Raw genomic sequence first — 19,988 nt, forward strand, 5'->3', positions numbered from 1 at the left:
TAAATTTGTTTAAAGCTATTAAATTTTTTTATAATAATTTTTAGTACGAAAAATTAGTGGTTGTTATGCTTCTTTAATATCATCTTCGACTATAGTCATTGCTTCTGCTTTAACTGCCGGCTTCTTGTCTTTAATATCTTCTACCTTTCTTTGCTTTTCATAAAGGAAGGTTAATACCTCTGATCGGAGACGGTTGTACTCAGGATCTTTTGCTAATGCTAACCGATCACGAGGATGGGGTAAGTTGACCTCAAGAATTTCACCAATCGTAGCCTCTGGACCATTTGTCATCATGATTATACGGTCAGACAATAAAACCGCTTCGTCAACATCATGAGTGATCATGATGACCGTATTATTTAGCTCTTTTTGGATATCCATTAAAGAATCTTGCATATGTGCCCGTGTTAACGCATCAAGTGCACCAAAAGGTTCATCCATTAATAAGACTTCTGGTTGCATGGCCAAGGCGCGAGCAATACCAACTCGCTGTTTCATGCCTCCTGATATCTCATCTGGACGTTTGTGCATGGCGTGATCCATATGTACTAACTTTAAATTATGTTCTATCCAGTCTTTCTTTTCTGTCTTAGACATTTTTTTACTAAATACTTGATCAACAGCAAGCTCCACATTTTGATATGAAGTTAACCAAGGTAATAACGAATGGTTTTGGAAAACAACAGCACGTTCAGGGCCTGGTTCATTTACCTCTTTATTTTTAAGTAACACCCCGCCTTTTGTTGCTTGGTAAATACCCGCAACAATATTTAACACGGTTGATTTACCACAACCGGAGTGACCGATTAGTGAAATAAACTCACCTTTGTTAATTTGTAAATCTACCTCTTTGAGTGCAGTGAAACTGCCGTTTGGTGTAGGAAACTCCATATCAATGCGGCTAATGTTTAAAAATACATTTTCTGTCGTGATTTCTGTATTTACTTCTGAGTTTTGAGTTGTCATATTAATTCCTTAAACGCTTGCGCTTGATTTGTCCCAAGATACTTTTCGCTGTAATAGCAGCATGATCCGGTCTAACAGGAATCCAATGAAGCCAATCACGACCACTGCGGCCATAATTCTAGCCAGTGATTCGGAACTACCATTTTGGAATTCATCCCAAACAAACTTACCTAGACCTGGGTTTTGAGCCAGCATTTCTGCGGCGATAAGTACCATCCAAGCGACACCAAACGATAAACGCATACCGGTAAATATCATTGGAATTGAAGCAGGTAAGACAATTTTTTTAATGTTTGTAAATGTTGGTAAACGCAGTACTTTACTTACATTCAATAAATCACTGTCGATTGACGAAACACCTATTGAAGTATTAATAACCATTGGCCACAAACTACAAAGACTTACCGTGATTAGTGAGGTTAAGAATGACTTGGACACCATCGGATCATCTGATACATAAACGGCACTAACTAACATAGTTACCAGTGGTAGCCACGCTAAAGGTGAGACCGGTTTAAATATTTGTACTATGGGATTGAGTGCGGAGTTTAGCTTTACACTTAAGCCCATCCAAATACCTAATGGGATAGCAATAATAGCCGCCAATAAAAAGCCACAGGTTACGGTAACTAAACTGGTCAGTATCTGATCTACAAACGTTTCCTTCCCCGTGTACGCTCTAGTTTTTACTACGTAATCCGGATTTTTCTCTAGCTTTTTAGCGTTACGTACTTCTTGTCTTTCGTAAAAAGCCGTTGCTTTTTCTCGTTCGGCTGTATGTTCGTCGTACAGTGAATAGAATTGTTTAACAACTGCATTTGGACCAGGGAACTCCCCTAAAGAGGTATGAATACTTTGCGCTGTAATTGACCATAAGGCCAAAAATATCGCGATACCAACAACAGGTAGAAGTAAGGCGTTGGTAATTTTATTAAATACACTTTTTAAGGCTTTCATCATTTTCTCATTGACCGATAAACGGTTGATTGTTGCAGCTGTTAAACTCATATATTTTCCTATCTCTCTTTATTTATTGCTTTGAGTAAACCTGAACTTAGTTTAATAAGTCTTTAATTTAGACTAAGTTCAGATTAGTGAAACTTAAAGCTTGTCACCTTTTTTAAGACCAATGGCGAACTTTTCTAGATAAGCATTTGGCTTACTACCGTCATAAAATATATCGTCGATAAAGTGTTGTTGTGGTGGCTTGTAACCCGTTTCTTTTGCAAAATCTGGGAACTCACTTGCTGATATTATTTTGTCTGCAATAAGTGATTTAGCTGCTTTTTCATAAATATCAGGGCGGTACACTTTAGCGGCTAAATCTTTGTACCATTGGTCACTTTTATCTTCGCTGATTTGTCCCCAGCGACGCATTTGTGTTAAATACCAGATAGCATCTGAATAGTAAGGGTAAGTTGCGTTATATCTGAAGAATACGTTGAAATCAGGTACGGCGCGCTTGTCACCTTTTTCATATTCAAAAGTACCTGTCATCGAGTTAGCAATAACCTCATAATCGGCACCAACATAGTTAGATTGGGATAATATTTTCACAGCAGCAGGGCGGTTACCATTATTGTTATCATCTAACCATTTAGCAGCACGAATAAGTGCGCGAGTTAAGCGAATAGTGGTATTGGGATATTTTGTAGCAAACGCTTCTGTGATACCAAAGACTTTTTCAGGATTGTTTTTCCATATTTCGTAATCCGTTACGACTGGAACACCAATATTTTTAAATACCGCTTGTTGATTCCAAGGTTCACCAACACAGTAACCTTCAATAGTACCTGCTTCCATTGTTGACGGCATTTGTGGAGGAGGTGTTACTGAAAGCAATGCCTCAGCATCAATTTGACCCGAAGTATCACCTTTGTGAGGAGCATAATATCCAGGGTGAATTCCTCCAGCGGCTAACCAGTAACGTAACTCATAGTTATGAGTAGATACAGGGAAAACCATGCCCATTTTAAAAGGTTTACCAGCCTCTTTATATTCTTCGATAACAGGTTTTAATGAATCAGCTTTAATCGGGTGTACAGGTCTGCCATCAGCCATTTTAGGAATGTTTGGCTTCATTTTTTTCCATGTGTCGTTGGATACGGTAATCGCGTTACCATTTAAGTCCATCGAAAACGGTGTAATGATGTTAGCTTTAGTGCCGTAACCCATTGTTGCTGCAATTGGTTGACCAGCCAACATGTGTGCACCATCTAAACTACCGTCAATTACGCCGTTAAGTAATACTTTCCAATTTGCTTGTGATTCTATAGTTACGTATAAACCTTCATCCTCGAAGTAACCATTTTCGTAAGCTATAGCGATAGGTGCCATATCAGTTAGTTTGATAAAGCCAAATTTTAGTTCTTCTTTTTCTGGTTCACCAAGTTCAGCACTTTGTACGACACCTGTTATTGAAATTGCTAATGCAATGCCTACAGATACTTTCTTTAAGCCTTTGTTTATCGATTGTGTCCAATTCATCGTATTTCCTCGTGGATAAAGTTTAAAAAGTAAAAAAAAACGCCCACCAATTGATCTCCTAATAAAGAAGTAAATTGGTGAGCGCCATTGCTCATATAATTAAAGGCGTATGCCTTTTATTACTCTGTTAACGTCGTTGTCAGCAGAATTTTTTAGCTACTTTTATCGTCGTTGATAAAAGTAGCTTGTAACGTGTACTGAATATATTTGTTCTGACTATAGAGAAGCAAATACCTTACCACTATTTCAAGTTACTGTTTTATAATGTATTTATATTTTTTTGTTTGAATTAACACTCTACTGACACGTAAAATATGCACTTTTTAGATTAAATGCACTACAAAAGGTCATGTTGTTTTGGATGACAGTAATTCATGTACATCAATTATATTTTTAGCAACCATCGCGATTGGTGAACTTTGATCCATCGCCATCTTTCTTAATATTGCATAAGCTTCGTTTTCATTGATCTTCTTCATTTCCATAATATAACCCTTAGCGCGCTCAATAAGCTTTCTACTTTCTAACTGTGTTTTCGCTTTTTTAAGCTCATTTCTAAGTGCTTGTACTTCTTGAAAACGTTCTTTCGCGACAGAAATAATACTATTAATGCGCTGAGGAAGTATTTCATGCACTACGTAGGCACTAACCCCAGCTTTAATGGCGTTTTTAATCACCGTAATTGAATCATTTTCAGCAAAAATAATAATAGGTAATGGTAATAACTTATTAATTTCAGCTAGATTTTTCAGTAGGATTTCAATTGGTTGCTCGATAGCTAAAATGAGGAAGTCGGGATTACAAGACTCTATTTGACTCATAATATCTTCTTCAAGTTTAAGCTGCTTAATGACATGATAATGAAAATATTTTAAGGCTTTTTTTAATGGTGATCTAAGTTCTGGGTTATCTTCAATGAGTAATACCGACATATTGTCGATTGATAAAGTGTCGATGCTATTATTCGTGTTTTTTGTAAAATCCATTATCTGTAACCTATTGATATCTACTTAGTAGATAATATCAATACAAAAAATAAGCCAACTTTATTTTACTTTGTTATCAAAAGCTTAGTTATTTATTAACGTTGATACTTGCACCATTGAACAGAAATATTTTGCTTGGTGTGCCATCATGTTTCATTATAGTGCCCAACACTAAGATCCAACATGAGAATAATTTCTATGGCGCTTTGTGCCCCAAACCGAGTTATAAACTTTTGACCCGTATTACTTAGCCACTACACTTCTATTCAGAAGGTAATTATCGCAGACACTCTTGATATGATGATGAATATTATCTAGGTAACATTAGTGATGACTAATATTACCTAGGATGTTATTAATCCTCTCATTGAGACTATTAATAACCATAATTGTTTGAGGCGGTTTATTCGTACTTACAACTAAAAGTTCTTTTCAGTGAACTCAGCTAGCAAACTACGTTCAACTTCATCGAATATCAAAACACTTCCTTTTTCATAGTTTCTGTAAATATTCACTGCTGCACTAGCACCGCTTGATGCTGGTGTAACAAACCTATCATCAATCTGAGCAAGGTTACCCAGCACTATAGTTCGGCAGTTTTTACCACCTCGACTAAGCATTCCTTTCATCTGTGCTCTGGTCATATTCTGAGCTTCATCGATGATAAGAACAGCATCATCAATAGATCTACCCCTGAAATATGCCATCGATGTAAACTCTATATTCGCTCGGTCAATAATATGTTCTACCGTTGCGCGAGTGCTTTTTTCGTCTTCATCGTCATGTGCATGCATAGAAATTAAAGCGTCTGTAACTCCTGCCAATAATGGCATGGACTTTTCTTTCAAATCCCCAGGTAAAAAGCCAGGATCATCGTCCATAAAATCTCTACTACGAACCACAACGATTTTTTTATACTGTTTCAATTCGATCACTTGATGTAATCCTGCCGCGATGGCTAAAAAAGTCTTACCCGAACCAGCAGGGCCAAGGAGGATATTTAAATCAAAATCTGGGTCTACTAGTTGATCTAACGCTACTGCTTGTCGCTGGTTTTTCGGGAGTATCCCCCAAATTTTTTCTGGTTTTCTTTGAAGTAATGTTGTAAAAATATGTTCATCAGTTACTTCTTTTATCTTCCCAATATGGCCAATTTCGTCATACCAATACATGTTGGGTTGAGCTTCATCATTAAAAACATCCCGATTGAAGCGGTAAAGTTTTCCACTCATCGCGAAGTCTTTTTCTTCTTCACATCGATCAAATAAGTCTCCAGTGAATGACTGTACCCCCGTGTAAAGTAAGTCAACATCTGAAATTTGGTTATCGACTAATACATCTTCCGCATCAACGCCAATGGTTCGCGACTTTAAACGCATATTGATATCGCGACTAACAATCGTAACGTCTTGCTTTAGCGTATTTTGTAAATGAAGTGCATAATTTATTATTCTATTATCTGCATCGCTCCCGATTGCGTGCTTCAATTCCTTTGCAAAATCTATCTGTGTATCAATGCCTATAAATAACTTTCCTCGTTTCGCTGTTTCAGTAGAAGGTAACTGGATACCTTTTTCCATATCTTCACTGGAATGACCATTAATAATGTCTTCCAACATTCTGATAACCATGCGAGCATCTTGACTAACGTTTTTATCTGTTCGTTCTTTTAAATTATCAAGCTCTTCTAAGACTGTTAGACAGATATATATATCGTCACGATATGCTAATAGGCTTTTTGGATCATGAACTAAAGCTGATGTATCAAGTACGCGAGGGTTGCGGTTTTCATTTGAATTTTTCATTGCTAATCTCCTAAAATAAAAAGTTTCAACTAATTATTTAATATTATTAATAGAAATTATTTTTATGAATTACTACTTAAATAAATTATTTGTAGTTTTAGTAAATTAAAGAGTTAGGTGATAGATGTGATTAGAACTCGTTAAGCTATTAGCTTGGTTGCAATTACTCCACAGACTTTCATTAATTATTTGGGTCTTAACGAATTTAGTTGTTTTTCCTTTATTGACACCCGTTTTACCGCTACCTGCTGGACCGGTAAGGATAACCAAATCAATAGTAGGGTCCAATAACGCATCCATCGCCATACCTTGATAAATATTTTTTGGATGAATGCCCCAAGCATTTTTCGCTAACAGTCGTTCACGTCCAAGATCTAAAATAGAGATTTTATCGTCATCCCAACCAGTAACCTTCCCAGCAAAAGTGCCACTTTCATCAAGTAAGTATTCATTGATGTAAGTTAAAGGTACTGTTTCTCGAGCAACATAATGGGTAGTGTTTCTTCCTTCCGTCTCGCTATCAACAGATTGAATTTGTTGCCAGAAATCTCCTTCAAATTGATGGTAGCCTTTAGTTAAAAATTGGATGTCATCAATAAGCTGATCAGTTCTATAATCCTCTACGTGTGCTAGCCCTGCTCCTTTGGCTTTCAAACGCATATTAATATCTTTAGTAACCAAAACAATTTTTTTATTTGGAGTTTTCTTTTGAATATGCAAAGCAGCGTTAATGATACGATTATCATTTTCATTGAAAGATAAAGTGTGAGCTGTTTTCTCAAGGGCATAATCATTAATAATGGCAAGGCTGCCACTGGGATGTTGGTCATCATTTTGAGGTAGTTTTACGCCGGCAAGTACTTGCTCAGGACTGGCATCTCGTAAAGTATCTTCAAGCGCTCGTATAGCTACTCTAGCGTCACGGCTGACATCTTTGCGCCTATCTTTAATTGAGTCGAGTTCTTCCAGCACTGTCATGGGTACAACTACATCGTGCTCTTTAAAAGATAAAAAAGCGAAAGGTTCGTGCAAAAGGATATTGGTATCTAATATATAGATAATAGGTTGGTCAATAGTCTCGTCGATTTGAGACGTTTGGGTTAAATTATCACTTAACATATTCTCATTATTCATATTCTCTTTAGTCATGGCTAATCTCCGTGATTCACTGACAAAACAAATATAAAAGAGCAATCCGTAATCAATACCGATTAAAGTATAGCTTATTCACAATAATATCTAAATTATCACTAAGCAAGCTTAATTTTTTAATGATTCCGTCTATGATTAGGAGTACTATAGCGCTTTTTTTTTACCCCTAGTTTTTAATGCTTAGTATCGCTCTTAATCAAATATAAAGTAATAACTAAGCAATCGTTGGAGAAGTAAGTTTATGCCATTTCAGGTAGGTCAGCGTTGGATCAGTGACAGTGAATCAGATCAGGGATTGGGTACAGTAACAGGTGTTGAACACCGCTTTGTTAATATTGTTTTCACTGCCACAGGTGAATCTCGCAAATATGCTAAAGATAATGCCCCACTAACACGTGTTATATTTAATAAAGATGACCTTATTCCTAGCCACGAAGGTTGGTCTTTAAAAGTAATTTCACATAGTGAAGCCCAGGGTATAATTAGCTATGAAGGCATACGCCAAGATACCAATGAGCAAATCATCCTAAAAGAAGTGATGATAGATCACTTTATTAAATTCAATAAACCTCACGACCGCTTGCTTAATAGCCAAGTTGACCGTTTAGACTGGTTTCGCTTACGCAAAGATTGCTTACAACATCAATATCAACAGCAGCAATCTGATTTAACAGGTTTGACTGGCGGTAGAGTCAGCTTAATACCGCACCAACTTTACATTGCCGATGAAGTCGGTAATCGCTTTGCCCCTAGAGTTTTACTTGCCGATGAAGTTGGCTTAGGTAAAACCATTGAAGCCGGCTTAATCATTCACCAACAATTAGTCACTGGTCGTGCAAAAAGAATTTTGATCATAGTACCAGAATCTTTAATGCATCAATGGCTGGTTGAAATGCTGCGCCGATTTAACCTCAACTTTAGTATTTTTGATAATGAGCGCTGTGTTGAAACCAGCCAAGATAACTATGTTGACGGCAAAAAAGCGAATCCTTTTAGTTCAGAACAATTGGTATTGGTTAACCTAGGTTTTATCACTAATAATCCCCAATGGTTTGACGCACTGGTTAGTGAAGATTGGGATTTGATGGTTGTCGATGAGGCACACCACTTAAATTGGCAACAAGATAAACCTAGTATTGAATACCAGTGTATTGAACAACTCGCGCAAGTTATCCCTGGGGTTTTATTATTAACTGCTACTCCTGACCAATTAGGTCATGAAAGTCACTTTGCTCGTTTGCGTTTACTTGATGCTGACCGTTTTTATGATTATCAAAAGTTTACCGAAGAAGAGTCCCACTATAGTGAAGTTGCTGATGCCGCCAATGCGTTAGTTGAAGGTAACCAGCTTTCTAGTGAGCAAGAAACAACACTCACTGATTTATTGAAAGAAACTGATATCAGCATTCAACTGACAGAGTTAAACCAAGCAGACAGTGAAGAATCAGCAAAAGTACGCCAAGGTTTATTAAAACAGTTACTCGACAGACATGGTACTGGTCGTATCTTGTTTAGAAACTCTCGAAATACTATTAAAGGTTTCCCTGCCCGCCAAGTAGTGCCTACAGCACTTATTATGCCAGAGCAATATCAAGAAAATATTAATGAGTTTATGCTCAGTGATTGCCCTGAAGCCTTAGCAAAATCAAAGCAGGCTAAATATATTTTCACCCCAGAAATGCTCCACGGCTTAAATCAACAGAATGACACTTGGACTGACTTTGATCCTCGAGTTGATTATTTAATTGAATTATTACAGTCGCTTAAAAGAGAAAAAGTCTTAGTCATTTGTGCAAATGCCCAAACAGCCATTGATTTAGAAGCAGTTCTTCGTATTAAAGAAGGTATCCGCAGTGCTGTTTTCCATGAAGGTCTATCGATATTTGAACGTGATAAGGCTGCCGCTTATTTTGCCCAAGATGAAGATAGCGCTCAATTATTGCTTTGTTCTGAGATTGGTAGTGAAGGGCGAAATTTCCAATTTGCTCATCATCTAGTACTGTTTGATTTACCAAGTAATCCTGATTTATTAGAGCAACGCATTGGTCGCTTAGATCGTATTGGACAAACAGAGATAATCCGTATTCATGTGCCTTACTTTGCAGATTCGGCACAGCAGTTATTATTTGATTGGTACCAACAAGGTATGCAAGCATTTGAGCATACTTGTATTACGGGTCGAGTGGTTTTCGAAACCTTCGGTGAACAATTACTCTCATTAGCATTAACCTGCCAGCAGCAGTCAGTTGAGGCCGAATCACTCATCAGTGATAGTTGGCAGAAACATTTATCGATTAAAGCTGAATTAGAATCTGGCCGAGATAAATTATTAGAGCTGAACTCATCTGGCCAAGGCCGTGCTCATGAGCTAGTTGAAAAAATTCAACAAGTTGATAATGACATAGACTTGCCTCAATTTATGTTTCAAGCACTCGATGTTTTTGGTGTACAGCAAGATGATAAAGCCGATAATGCCATTGCCTTAAATCAAAGCGAGCACATGCTTAATAGTAACTTCCCTTGCTTACCTGAAGATGGCACCACGGTTACTTTTGATAGAGAAACAGCCTTAGTTAATGAAAACTATCAATTATTAACGTGGGATCATCCTATGGTTCGTGGTGTGATGGATTTGGTCTTAAGCGATGAAATTGGTAATGCCAGTATTGGTTTATTAAAAAATGAAGCGCTACCGGTAGGCACATTCTTCCTTGAATGCTTATTTACTGTTGAAGCTACCGCTCCTGCTCATTTACAGCTAGGTCGTTACTTACCTACTACGCCAATTCGTATTCTGGTAGACAAAAATGGCAATAATTTAGCCGACAAAGTCAGTGAAAAAGTACTTGATAAACAATTGTCACCTGTTAAAAAACAAATGGCATTACAACTTATCAAAGCACTTAAGACCCAAATAACTCCTTTAGTTGCAAAAGCAGAAGTACATGGCGAGCAACATATTGTTGAAATTTAAAAGAAATCTTTAACTGCTATGCAAAGTAAACTCTCATTAGAGCAACAGCGATTAACAGCGTTAAAGGCTATTAACCCAAGTGTGCGCCAAGAAGAGATTGATTTTATTAGTCAGCAACAAGATGAATTAAGCCACTATATTGATAAAGCGCAATTGACCTTTGAAGCAATTCGCATGATAGTAGTTACACACTAATGTCTAGGCGTTAACGGGCTACACACTAACAAATTATAGGGCTAAGTTCATCAGAGCATAGCCCTCTATTCCTGAGAAATTAATGAGCGCAAACCCTGATTTTATCTATCTACCCCCGATGTCTCCTTACCTTGATATCATTTACCAAGATAATGATATTGTTGTCTTAAATAAAGCAAGTGGTATTTTAAGTGTGCCGGGCCGCTTGCCTGAACATCAAGATTGTTTACAAAATCGTGTACAAAGAGTTTTACCTACCGCAACTATCGTGCATAGGTTAGATATGGCCACTTCAGGCATAATGATTATGGCGTTAAACAAACCTGCACATGTTGCTATTAGCCGTCAATTTGAACAAAGAAAAACTCAAAAGAGCTACATCGCCCGTGTATGGGGTTTAGTTGAGTTGAATGATGGCAGTATTGATTTACCATTAATATCTGACTGGCCCAATAGACCAAAACAAAAAGTTGATCATGAAAACGGGAAAAAATCATTAACGCATTATCATGTACTTAGCCATAATGATTCAATAGACGAACAAGCTAGCACCTTGCTTGAACTAACTCCTATTACTGGACGTTCTCATCAACTTAGAGTCCATATGTTAGCGTTAGGTCATCCCATTTTAGGGGATAGACTATATGCGCCCCCAGAACCATTAAGTATGAGAAAAAGATTACAATTACATGCGTTGAAGTTAAGTTTATTTCATCCAAGTACTGAACAAGCGATTACGTTTAGTGCACCATGCCCATTTATTTAACGCTTTCTACTTTCTAGTCGATATAGAGTATAGAGACTTTGACCCATTGAGGAAAACAGTTGCCGATGACAAGTCTACATAAAGTTAATCTGCCTAAAAGAAGTCGAAATATAATCAACTCAAAACCATTGATTTTATTTATCTGTATGCTTACTTTTATTTGCTCAACAACCTTTGCAGAAGAACAGAAACCTGATGCGACAGTAGAGAATACTCAAAAGAATGCGAATAAAGCTACTCTAATAAAAAAGCCTATCGAGTTAACTAAACAGCATAAAGAAGACCTTAAGCATTATCTAGCAGGTGAACAGGTAAAGCCATTACTCGCAGGACCTGATGATTATTTGACGTTAGTGAAAAAACATACAAGTGCGAACAGTAAAGGTGTTGTGATTTTGTTACCTGAATGGCAGCAAGGCGCCACCAACCCAAAAGCCATAAATTACTTACGTAATGCCTTGCCCGCTAAAGGCTGGAGCACTATTGCAATACAACCGAGTAATAAACCAGAAAATTATCCTTCAACGGCAATTACGGTAGCAGAGCAAAAAAAAGAAAACCAATTAATCCTCAAAGAGTATAAAAGTAAACTTAATAGCATGCTCAATGCTGTCATGAATACCGCAAGAGAATATCCAGGCATAGTACTAGTGATTGCTCAAGGAAATAATGCCGCTTTACTAGTCGATATATACAGTCAAGACGATAGTCTACAGCCCAATGCACTCATCATGCTAAGTAGTTATCGACAAAGTAACCATGCACTCATTAATAGTGTAAATGAAAACTTTGCACATCAGGTTGCTTCGACTGAACTGCCTGTGCTCGACCTTTACCTTAAACACGATAATCAACTCGTGTTAAACAAGGCGGCACAAAGGAAGGCCTTTTCGAAGCAAGAAATGAAAGTATATTACCGCCAACGTCAGTTAAACAATACTGTCACTGGTTATTATCCTGAAGAAGAGTTATTGAGCCAAATTAATAGTTGGCTAAAAGCGATTGGTTGGTAAAGTTCATACCATTATAAAAAAGAAGAGCTATTCAATATCGAATAGCCTTATGAGCTCTAAACAGAATTAAACACTAAACATACAGGTAATGCCTTAAGCATGTTTAGGGGTTATTTATTCTGTTTTTCAATCAAGTCATATGCAGCTTGAATTTCTTGTGTTTTTTGTTTAGCACTTTCCATCATTTCTGGTGGCAAGCCCTTGGCCATTAATTTATCTGGGTGGTGTTGAGACATTAATTTTTTATAAGCCTTTTTAATTACTCGCATTTCTGAGTTTTTATCAATCCCGAGTACTTTAAAAGCATTATCTAATTGCTGACCGCTAGCAGGTATATTTCCTGATCCTTGTTGACGATAACCCCGGCCACCTTGTTGTTGATGGAAATTAGCACCCGCAATAATCATTTCTAGTAATTTATCAAGTTCACCCGCAGAATAACCTAGGAGTTTTGCTATGGTGTGCAAAACAGAACGCTCTGCGTCATCTAATTCCCCATCACTAAAAGCAACTTGAACTTGAATTTCTAAAAACATTAGCAACAAATCATGTCTATTTCCCATCAAACGTTTAAATTTAACAAGACGATCTTTGAGCGGAAAACCTGTTGATTTACCTTCACGAAAAGCATCTTGGGCTTGCTCGCGTAATTCGCTACTTAGTCCCAGTTTGTCCATATAAGCACTAGCAAACATAATTTCATGATTAGTCACTTGTCCTTTAGCTTTAGCAACATGTCCCATCACTGAAAAAGTAGTATAGAAAAAAGCAGCTTGCCGAGCTATCTCATCTTCTTTACCGCCGGCTTTACCATTGAAATTAAAACCTCGGCCGCGATCAAACATATGACCAAGCCAAAGACCTAATAAAGCCCCAAACAGGTTTTTACTGAGCATAAAACCAAACAAAAAACCTAAAATCTTACCCCAAATATGCATTTTTTTAAGCATTCCTTACAATAATATCTAACCAACAGATGAACTATGACATAAGAAGTTAGTCCAACTGAAAAAATTGCTATATCATAAAGCAATTAGTCGTTAAAATACTTGATTCATCGCTATAAAATCAATTTATAAATACTTTCATCATTTTCGGACAATAAATGTTTTTTTCCCGTACATTAAGTTTTACCCTAATTGCACTATTAGTCGTTTGCCTTTCAGAGACGGCTCACGCCAACGTCGAACAAAAGAGTCAATCGCCTGAAACTAGATTGATGCAGTGCCCATTACCTGAATTTGATGATATTGCTATTGGTATACCTGAAGTGGTCGATAGCACTATCCGTATATCCTCTTTACAAGCAAGTATACAACAAGACCAAATCGCACTATTTAACGGCTCTGTTATTCTGGTAGATAAGAGTCAGAAAATCGTTGCCGACCAACTTTCCTTTAATCGTTTAAAAATGCAAATAGAAGCCATTGGAAATATTCATTACCAAGGTAAACAAATCAATATTTTTGCCAACACGCTAAGTGCAAGTAAAATAGATAAATCAACAGAGATGACCGCTGCGTCATATCAACTTGATTGCAATCCAGGGCATGGTACCGCGGCAAAATTGTCTATCAATAGTGATGGCATGCTTAGTTTAGTCGACTCTACTTTTACTACATGTTTACAAGAAGTACCCGATTGGCAAATAAAGGCGTCTGAAATTAACCTCTCTTCAAAAGGCGACTTTGGCGAAGCTTATCATGCACAGTTTAGAGTATTAGATGTTCCAATCCTGTATGTACCCTACTTTTCTTTTCCAATATCTAAAGAACGCTTAACTGGTTTTTTGTATCCTGAGCTAAGTACATCTAGCAACTTAGGTGTAGAGTTTAGCGCCCCATTTTATTGGAATATTGCCGAGAACTATGATGCTACGATTACTCCGCGCTATATGTCTGATCGCGGCACGCAACTACAAACTGAATTTCGTTATTTAATGGATCAGCAATCGGGTAAAATTGATCTTGAGTATTTAAATAATGATAAGAAAATCAAAACCAATGATGACCCACGATACTTAGCTCGTTTTCAACATGTAGGTACTTTTTCTGAAGATTTTCGCGCTTATATTGATTACACCACCATTAGTGATGATAACTATTTAGTTGATATCGGCAGTAAACAGTATAATTCAAACGATGCTTATCTTTATCAAATAGGAGAATTGGCTTACTTTGGCGAGCAGTGGCAAGCGAAATTGCAATTACAAGATTTTGAAGTACTCGGTGATCATCAGCCAAGCTATAAAACATTACCTCACATTGAACTATCAGCCCAACAGCCGTTAAACTTTTTATCTGGCCAATTTGAACTTTATTCTGAAATGACTAGTTTTGAAGCATCAGAGAAAGATCAAGTAGAGGCAAACCGCTACCATGTTGAAGCGGGCTTTACTTTTCCGATTACTAGACCCGCTTGGTTTTTAAACTCTGAAGTAAAATTAATGCATACCTATTATCAACAAGATAATATTACTGCAGGCAGCTCATTAGAGGAAACCGTAGAAAGAACCTTACCTAAGGTACGTATTCATGCAGGTGTTAATTTTGATAGACAACTTCTCGCTTTTGGACAAAGCTATCGCCATACCTTAGAGCCACAGTTACAATACCTTTATGTGCCAGATAAAGATCAATCCAATATTGGCTTATATGACACCACCATTTTACAAGACGATTTCCACGGGATTTTTCGTGATACCCGTTATAGTGGCTTAGATAGAATAGCGGCAGCTAACCAGTTTACTTGGGGTATTACCAGTCGATTACTTGATGAAGAGAATCTGGAAATAGTACGTGTTAGTCTTGGTCGTATTCAATATCTTGGTGAAAATAATACCGACCTTGCCAATGATGCCTTGTTAACTGATAATGGCGGCATTGACAATAAACAGTCATCTGTTGCAGCAGACTTATTCTACCGAATAAATCATCAGTGGCAGGTAAGTGGAGATATTCAATATAACACCCTAGAAGACTTTACTAATAAAGGGCAAGTTAATATTGATTATCAAATTAATAAATATAATCTAATTCAATTGAACCATCGCTATACTCGTAATGTCTCAGGAGATAGCTTAGAACAAGCTTCCCTCTTAACAAGTATTGCTATTAACGAAAACTGGGCTTTTGTCGGTCGTTTAACACAAGACTTACAGCAAGATAGAAGTTTAGAATCATATGCTGGCTTTCAATATGAAAGTTGTTGTTGGGCGGTACGTATAGCCTACCAGCGCCATATTAACTCTAATTTAGACGCCGCCAGTTTTGTTAGTGATGGTCGTGAAGAGTTTGATACTGGTATTAGTATCAAACTAATCATTAAAGGCTTAGACGGCAAACAATCAGCTATAGGTACGCAAGAGATGTTTGATAAGAGCATATTTGGTTATAAACGCCCTTATTACTTACAAAATTAGCACCATACGCAATATTAAAAATATAAGACAAGATATAAAAAATATGAAATATAGAATTAAAGCATTACTGTTAGCCTCTAGCCTTATGATTACCACTATCACGTCAGTACAAGCTAAAGAAGAGCTGCTTGATAGAGTAGCTGCCATTGTTAATACTGGTGTAGTACTTGAATCGGATGTTAACGACCTACTTGTCAATATTAAACAACAAGCTAAAAAAAACAATCAGAGCTTACCCTCCGATAAAGCTTTACGTATTCAAGTGATGGATAAATTAATTAATGACAGCCTACTCAGTCAAATGGGTCAGCGCATGGGCATCCAAATTAGTGATGCTCAACTTGACCAAACCTTAAATAACATGGCCAAAGAAGATAAATTAACCTTAGCTCAATTTCGCCAACAGGTGATTAATGAGGGTACTAGTTATGAAAAATACCGTGAGAATGTTCGAATAGAACTTGTTTCAGGTGAAGTTAGCCGTAATAGTGTTAGACGTCGAATATTTGTTTCTCCACAAGAAGTGGCAAATTTACTTAAAGTAATGAAAGAGCAAAGCAGTAATAATGTCGAATATCATTTAGGTCACATCTTAATAGAATTCCCTGCCGATGCTAGCCAGGAAGATTTAGCCGCTGCTAAGACTCGCGCAACAAAGGTTGTGGAGTTACTTAATGATGGTTCTGATTTTGCAAAAATTGCGATAACCTCTTCAGGTGATGCTAATGCGTTAAAAGGCGGAGATTTAGGTTGGAAAAATATCAATGAAATGCCAACGCTCTTCTCTGAGTTAATTAACGATAAACCTAAAGACACTATTGTTGGCCCAATACGTACAGGTTTAGGTTATAGCATAGTTAAAGTCTTGGATATTCGAGGTAGAAAAGTAGTTGAGGTAGAAGAAGTAAAAGCTAGTCATATATTAATTAAGCCATCGATTATTTTAAGTGATGAAAAGGCTAAGAATTTATTACAAGGCTTGTTAAATCAGATAGATGCTGGAGAAGCTACCTTTGAAGAATTAGCTAAAGAACATTCTGAAGGGCCAACGTCAGTTCGTGGTGGAGATTTAGGCTGGGCAGATCCTAAAAACTATGACCCTGCTTTTACAGAAGCACTCGCAACCATGAAAAAAGGTGGATACCATAAACCATTTCGTTCCTCTTTTGGCTGGCATATTATTATGTTAGAAGATCGCCGTATGGTTGATGCCACTTCACAATTGAATGAAAACCGCGCTTATCAAATTCTTTTTAACCGTAAATATGGTATGGAAAGTACCCGTTGGTTAAAAGAAACACGTGATGAAGCTTATATTGAAATCTTTGAACAGGATAACAAGTAATGACACAACGCATTGCCATTACCCCCGGTGAACCTGCTGGTGTTGGTCCCGACTTAATAATTACACTCGCTCAACAAGATTGGTCTGTTGAAATGGTTGTCATTGCTTCAAAAGCATTATTGCAAGAGAGAGCAAAAGCGCTATCTTTACCGCTAGCCATAATCGATTATGATCAACATTCCCCAGCGAAACCACAGCAAGCAGGGAGTTTAACAGTACTTGATGTTGAGCTACCTGAACCTTGCATGCCTGGAACACTTAATAGTGCAAATGGCTCATACGTGGTAGAAACATTAAGAATTGCCAGTGAAAAAAATATATCTGGTGAATTTGATGCAATAGTTACCGGTCCTGTTCACAAAGGACTAATAAATAAAGCGGGTATTGCTTTTAGTGGACATACCGAATACTTTGCAACTCAAGCCAACTGCAGCGATGTTGTAATGATGCTTGCTACTAAAGGTCTTCGAGTAGCATTAGTAACTACGCACATACCATTAGCCTATGTATCTAAAGCAATTACCTATGAACGCTTACAAAAAGTCACACGTATTTTACATCAAGACTTGCAAGATAAATTTGGCATCAAATCGCCTAAAATTTATGCTTGCGGAATTAATCCTCATGCAGGTGAGGATGGTCATCTTGGCCGTGAAGAAATCGAAATCATGGAACCAGCTTTTGCAGAACTTCGCGCTGAGGGCATAGATATTATTGGCCCCTTACCTGCCGATACTATTTTTCAAGAAAAGTATTTGGCTGAAGCTGATGCGATTTTAGCTATGTATCACGACCAAGGTCTTCCTGTGCTGAAGTACAAAGGTTTTGGATCCTCAGTAAATATTACGCTAGGTTTACCGTTTATTCGTACTTCCGTTGATCACGGGACAGCGCTTGAACTTGCAGGTAAAGGTACCGCAGACTCAGGCAGTTTTATTGAAGCAATGAACAACGCCATCAACCTAGCTAGTAACAAATAGTTTAACAAAGAAGTAGTTATGAACGACAAAAAACATTTAGGCAATCAAGCTAAAAAACGCTTTGGACAGAACTTTCTCCATAATGATGCTGTTATCAGCGACATTGTCGATGCAATTAACCCCGAACCTGGTGAAAACCTAGTCGAAATTGGCCCTGGTTTAGGCGCCTTAACGGAACCTGTTATCGAACGCGCAGGTAAATTATCAGTCGTTGAATTAGACAGAGACCTTGCCCATAGACTTCGTCATCATCCATTCTTGGCTAAAGACTTAACTATCTATGAAACCGATGCACTGAAGTTTGATTTTTCCGAGTTAGCGTCAGAAGAAAAACCACTGCGAATTTTTGGTAATTTACCCTATAACATTTCAACACCGCTTATTTTTCATCTTTTAACATTTAAAGATAAAGTGAAAGATATGCATTTCATGCTGCAAAAAGAAGTTGTAGAACGTATGGCTGCCGGACCACATTGTAAAGCCTATGGTCGCTTGTCAATAATGACTCAATATCAATGCCAAGTGTTTCCCGTAATGGAAATAGGACCGGAAGCTTTTAAACCTGCTCCCAAAGTAGATTCAGCGATAGTACGTTTAATTCCTCATGCACATATTGAGAACCCTGTTAAAGACATTAATGCACTAAACACCGTTTGTTTAGCCGCATTTAACCAACGCAGAAAAACTATTCGAAATACTTTTAAGAAATTGATTACTGAAGCACAGTTAGCTGAATTAAATATAGATGCTAACTTACGCCCAGAAAATTTATCGCTTGATGAGTATAAAAAGCTTGCCGATTTTATTGTTGATAATCCGCCAGAAGTTGCTCCAGTTAAAGAAAAAAGACGCATGGCAAAAAATAAAATAGCTGAAGCTGCAAATGATAATGTGAACGAGAATTCTGCACCCAAAGTTAAATAACTTATTGCTATCTATCTGGTAGGCGATATTCAAGGTTGCTTTAACGAGTTGACCTCCTTGTTATCACAAGTCAACTTCGATCGTAATAACGATGTCCTTTACCTTGCGGGCGACTTAGTCGCTCGCGGTCCGAACTCTCTTGAAACCTTACGCTTTGTTAAATCTCTTGGCAAAAGCGCCAAAGTAGTTTTAGGTAACCACGACTTACATTTACTCTCAGTTCACGCTGGTATCAAGAAAGCTAAAAAATCAGATTACTTATCTGCACTATTAGCAGCTCCAGATGTTGATGAGCTTATGGACTGGTTAGCAGAACAGCCTTTATTACAAGAAATACCTAATACTTGCTCTAATTCAAACACTGTAAATCAAGTTAATAACAACAGTGCCTATATGAGCCATGCCGGAATTTCACCTCAATGGCAGCTTGAGGATGCACTAGAGCAAGCCAAACTTATTCAAACTAAATTAGCCAGTAGCGATCGTAATAATTGGTTAGCACTTATGTATGGTGAAAAACCAAACGATTGGCATCAAGCAATAACTGAAATTGAAAAGTTTCGTTACAGTATTAATGCCTTTACCCGTATGCGATTTTGTTTTATTGATGGGACACTAGAGTTTGAACAGAAAGACTCTCCTGAAAATATTACGGTTACTAACATAGTCCCTTGGTATGGACTATCTCAAACTATCAATAATACTAGTTGGGTATTTGGTCACTGGGCTTCACTCATGGGCAAAAGTTCGCATCCTAATATATATCCCTTAGATACTGGCTGTGTTTGGGGTAATCAATTGACCATGCTTCGCTGGCATGATAAAAAATACTTTATACAAAGCTCTGAACTGAGTGATTAACAATAACTATTTCTCACTGAGTATAATAAAAAGTTATTGGCAATTAAGTATTTCCTAATACCTGCCGATACAAACATAGCTTGATATATCAAAACTAACTAACGTATTAACTA

General features: G+C 37.4%; 13 protein-coding genes and 2 pseudogenes. 8 read left to right on the forward strand and 7 right to left on the reverse strand.

Annotated elements, in window-relative coordinates:
• Positions 1-63: 63 nt before the first annotated feature.
• From ESZ36_RS02905 to ESZ36_RS02930, 6 genes and pseudogenes are all read right to left on the reverse strand, one after another.
• Positions 64-891, reverse strand: coding sequence for an ABC transporter ATP-binding protein (locus ESZ36_RS02905; RefSeq protein WP_246128999.1), 828 nt, complete (start codon positions 889-891; stop codon positions 64-66).
• Positions 892-975: 84 nt separating this feature from the next.
• Positions 976-1,926 carry an ABC transporter permease gene (locus ESZ36_RS02910; protein WP_425457372.1) on the reverse strand — a complete coding sequence of 317 codons (951 nt, stop codon included), beginning with the start codon at positions 1,924-1,926 and terminating at the stop codon, positions 976-978.
• A gap of 141 nt (positions 1,927-2,067) precedes the next feature.
• The gene (locus tag ESZ36_RS02915; RefSeq protein WP_146783341.1) at positions 2,068-3,453 is read right to left on the reverse strand and encodes a CmpA/NrtA family ABC transporter substrate-binding protein; all 1,386 of its coding nucleotides are present in this window, start codon (positions 3,451-3,453) and stop codon (positions 2,068-2,070) included.
• A gap of 347 nt (positions 3,454-3,800) precedes the next feature.
• Positions 3,801-4,439, reverse strand: coding sequence for an ANTAR domain-containing response regulator (locus tag ESZ36_RS02920; protein ID WP_146783344.1), 639 nt, complete (start codon positions 4,437-4,439; stop codon positions 3,801-3,803).
• Between the two features lie 419 nt (positions 4,440-4,858).
• Positions 4,859-6,244, reverse strand: coding sequence for a PhoH family protein (locus ESZ36_RS02925; protein WP_146783347.1), 1,386 nt, complete (start codon positions 6,242-6,244; stop codon positions 4,859-4,861).
• A 231-nt stretch (positions 6,245-6,475) separates the two neighbouring features.
• Positions 6,476-7,363, reverse strand: a pseudogene (locus ESZ36_RS02930) (PIN domain-containing protein); the annotation flags it as partial.
• A gap of 274 nt (positions 7,364-7,637) precedes the next feature.
• On the opposite strand from ESZ36_RS02930, the pseudogene rapA reads away from it, so the two are divergent.
• The 3 genes and pseudogenes from rapA to ESZ36_RS02945 all read left to right on the forward strand — a co-directional run bounded on the left by rapA (position 7,638) and on the right by ESZ36_RS02945 (position 12,344).
• Positions 7,638-10,565: pseudogene (gene rapA, locus ESZ36_RS02935) on the forward strand (RNA polymerase-associated protein RapA).
• Positions 10,566-10,647: 82 nt separating this feature from the next.
• Positions 10,648-11,331 (forward strand): pseudouridine synthase, encoded by a 684-nt coding sequence (locus ESZ36_RS02940; protein WP_146783350.1) that lies wholly within the window; start codon positions 10,648-10,650, stop codon positions 11,329-11,331.
• A 65-nt stretch (positions 11,332-11,396) separates the two neighbouring features.
• Positions 11,397-12,344 carry a DUF3530 family protein gene (locus ESZ36_RS02945; RefSeq protein WP_146783353.1) on the forward strand — a complete coding sequence of 316 codons (948 nt, stop codon included), beginning with the start codon at positions 11,397-11,399 and terminating at the stop codon, positions 12,342-12,344.
• A 110-nt stretch (positions 12,345-12,454) separates the two neighbouring features.
• Here the strand turns inward: ESZ36_RS02945 and djlA are convergent, their stop codons facing one another.
• Positions 12,455-13,282, reverse strand: a complete 828-nt coding sequence (gene djlA, locus ESZ36_RS02950) for a co-chaperone DjlA (RefSeq protein WP_146783355.1) — start codon at positions 13,280-13,282, stop codon at positions 12,455-12,457.
• A gap of 167 nt (positions 13,283-13,449) precedes the next feature.
• Here djlA and ESZ36_RS02955 point away from each other — a divergent pair, with 167 nt between their 5' ends.
• From ESZ36_RS02955 to ESZ36_RS02975, 5 genes are read left to right on the forward strand one after another with little or no spacing between them, the layout of a single operon-like run.
• A complete protein-coding gene (locus tag ESZ36_RS02955; protein WP_146783358.1) occupies positions 13,450-15,765 on the forward strand; it encodes an LPS-assembly protein LptD in 2,316 nt (771 codons plus the stop codon).
• Between the two features lie 22 nt (positions 15,766-15,787).
• On the forward strand, positions 15,788-17,110 hold the full coding sequence (gene surA, locus ESZ36_RS02960) for a peptidylprolyl isomerase SurA (RefSeq protein WP_281285030.1): 1,323 nt from the start codon (positions 15,788-15,790) through the stop codon (positions 17,108-17,110).
• Positions 17,110-18,090 (forward strand): 4-hydroxythreonine-4-phosphate dehydrogenase PdxA, encoded by a 981-nt coding sequence (gene pdxA, locus ESZ36_RS02965; RefSeq protein WP_146783364.1) that lies wholly within the window; start codon positions 17,110-17,112, stop codon positions 18,088-18,090. Before surA ends, pdxA begins: the two co-directional genes overlap by 1 nt.
• Before the next feature lie 18 nt (positions 18,091-18,108).
• Positions 18,109-19,014: a 16S rRNA (adenine(1518)-N(6)/adenine(1519)-N(6))-dimethyltransferase RsmA gene (rsmA, locus tag ESZ36_RS02970; RefSeq protein ID WP_146783367.1), complete on the forward strand. Its 906-nt coding sequence runs from the start codon at positions 18,109-18,111 to the stop codon at positions 19,012-19,014.
• Positions 19,015-19,017: 3 nt separating this feature from the next.
• Positions 19,018-19,875, forward strand: coding sequence for a symmetrical bis(5'-nucleosyl)-tetraphosphatase (locus tag ESZ36_RS02975; protein WP_146783369.1), 858 nt, complete (start codon positions 19,018-19,020; stop codon positions 19,873-19,875).
• The last annotated feature ends 113 nt before the right edge of the window (positions 19,876-19,988 follow it).

It is taken from the genome of Colwellia demingiae (genome assembly GCF_007954275.1).
GTDB lineage: Bacteria > Pseudomonadota > Gammaproteobacteria > Enterobacterales > Alteromonadaceae > Colwellia > Colwellia demingiae.

Bases quoted from the DNA above. Each gene is read 5' to 3' on its own strand.
- ESZ36_RS02945 (WP_146783353.1), top strand. From the start codon at position 11,397: ATGACAAGTCTACATAAAGTTAATCTGCCTAAAAGAAGTCGAAATATA.
- ESZ36_RS02915 (WP_146783341.1), bottom strand. From the start codon at position 3,453: ATGAATTGGACACAATCGATAAACAAAGGCTTAAAGAAAGTATCTGTA.
- ESZ36_RS02910 (WP_425457372.1), bottom strand. From the start codon at position 1,926: ATGATGAAAGCCTTAAAAAGTGTATTTAATAAAATTACCAACGCCTTA.
- ESZ36_RS02955 (WP_146783358.1), top strand. From the start codon at position 13,450: ATGTTTTTTTCCCGTACATTAAGTTTTACCCTAATTGCACTATTAGTC.
- ESZ36_RS02920 (WP_146783344.1), bottom strand. From the start codon at position 4,439: ATGGATTTTACAAAAAACACGAATAATAGCATCGACACTTTATCAATC.
- ESZ36_RS02905 (WP_246128999.1), bottom strand. From the start codon at position 891: ATGGAGTTTCCTACACCAAACGGCAGTTTCACTGCACTCAAAGAGGTA.
- djlA (WP_146783355.1), bottom strand. From the start codon at position 13,282: ATGCATATTTGGGGTAAGATTTTAGGTTTTTTGTTTGGTTTTATGCTC.
- pdxA (WP_146783364.1), top strand. From the start codon at position 17,110: ATGACACAACGCATTGCCATTACCCCCGGTGAACCTGCTGGTGTTGGT.
- ESZ36_RS02940 (WP_146783350.1), top strand. From the start codon at position 10,648: ATGAGCGCAAACCCTGATTTTATCTATCTACCCCCGATGTCTCCTTAC.
- rsmA (WP_146783367.1), top strand. From the start codon at position 18,109: ATGAACGACAAAAAACATTTAGGCAATCAAGCTAAAAAACGCTTTGGA.
- ESZ36_RS02925 (WP_146783347.1), bottom strand. From the start codon at position 6,244: ATGAAAAATTCAAATGAAAACCGCAACCCTCGCGTACTTGATACATCA.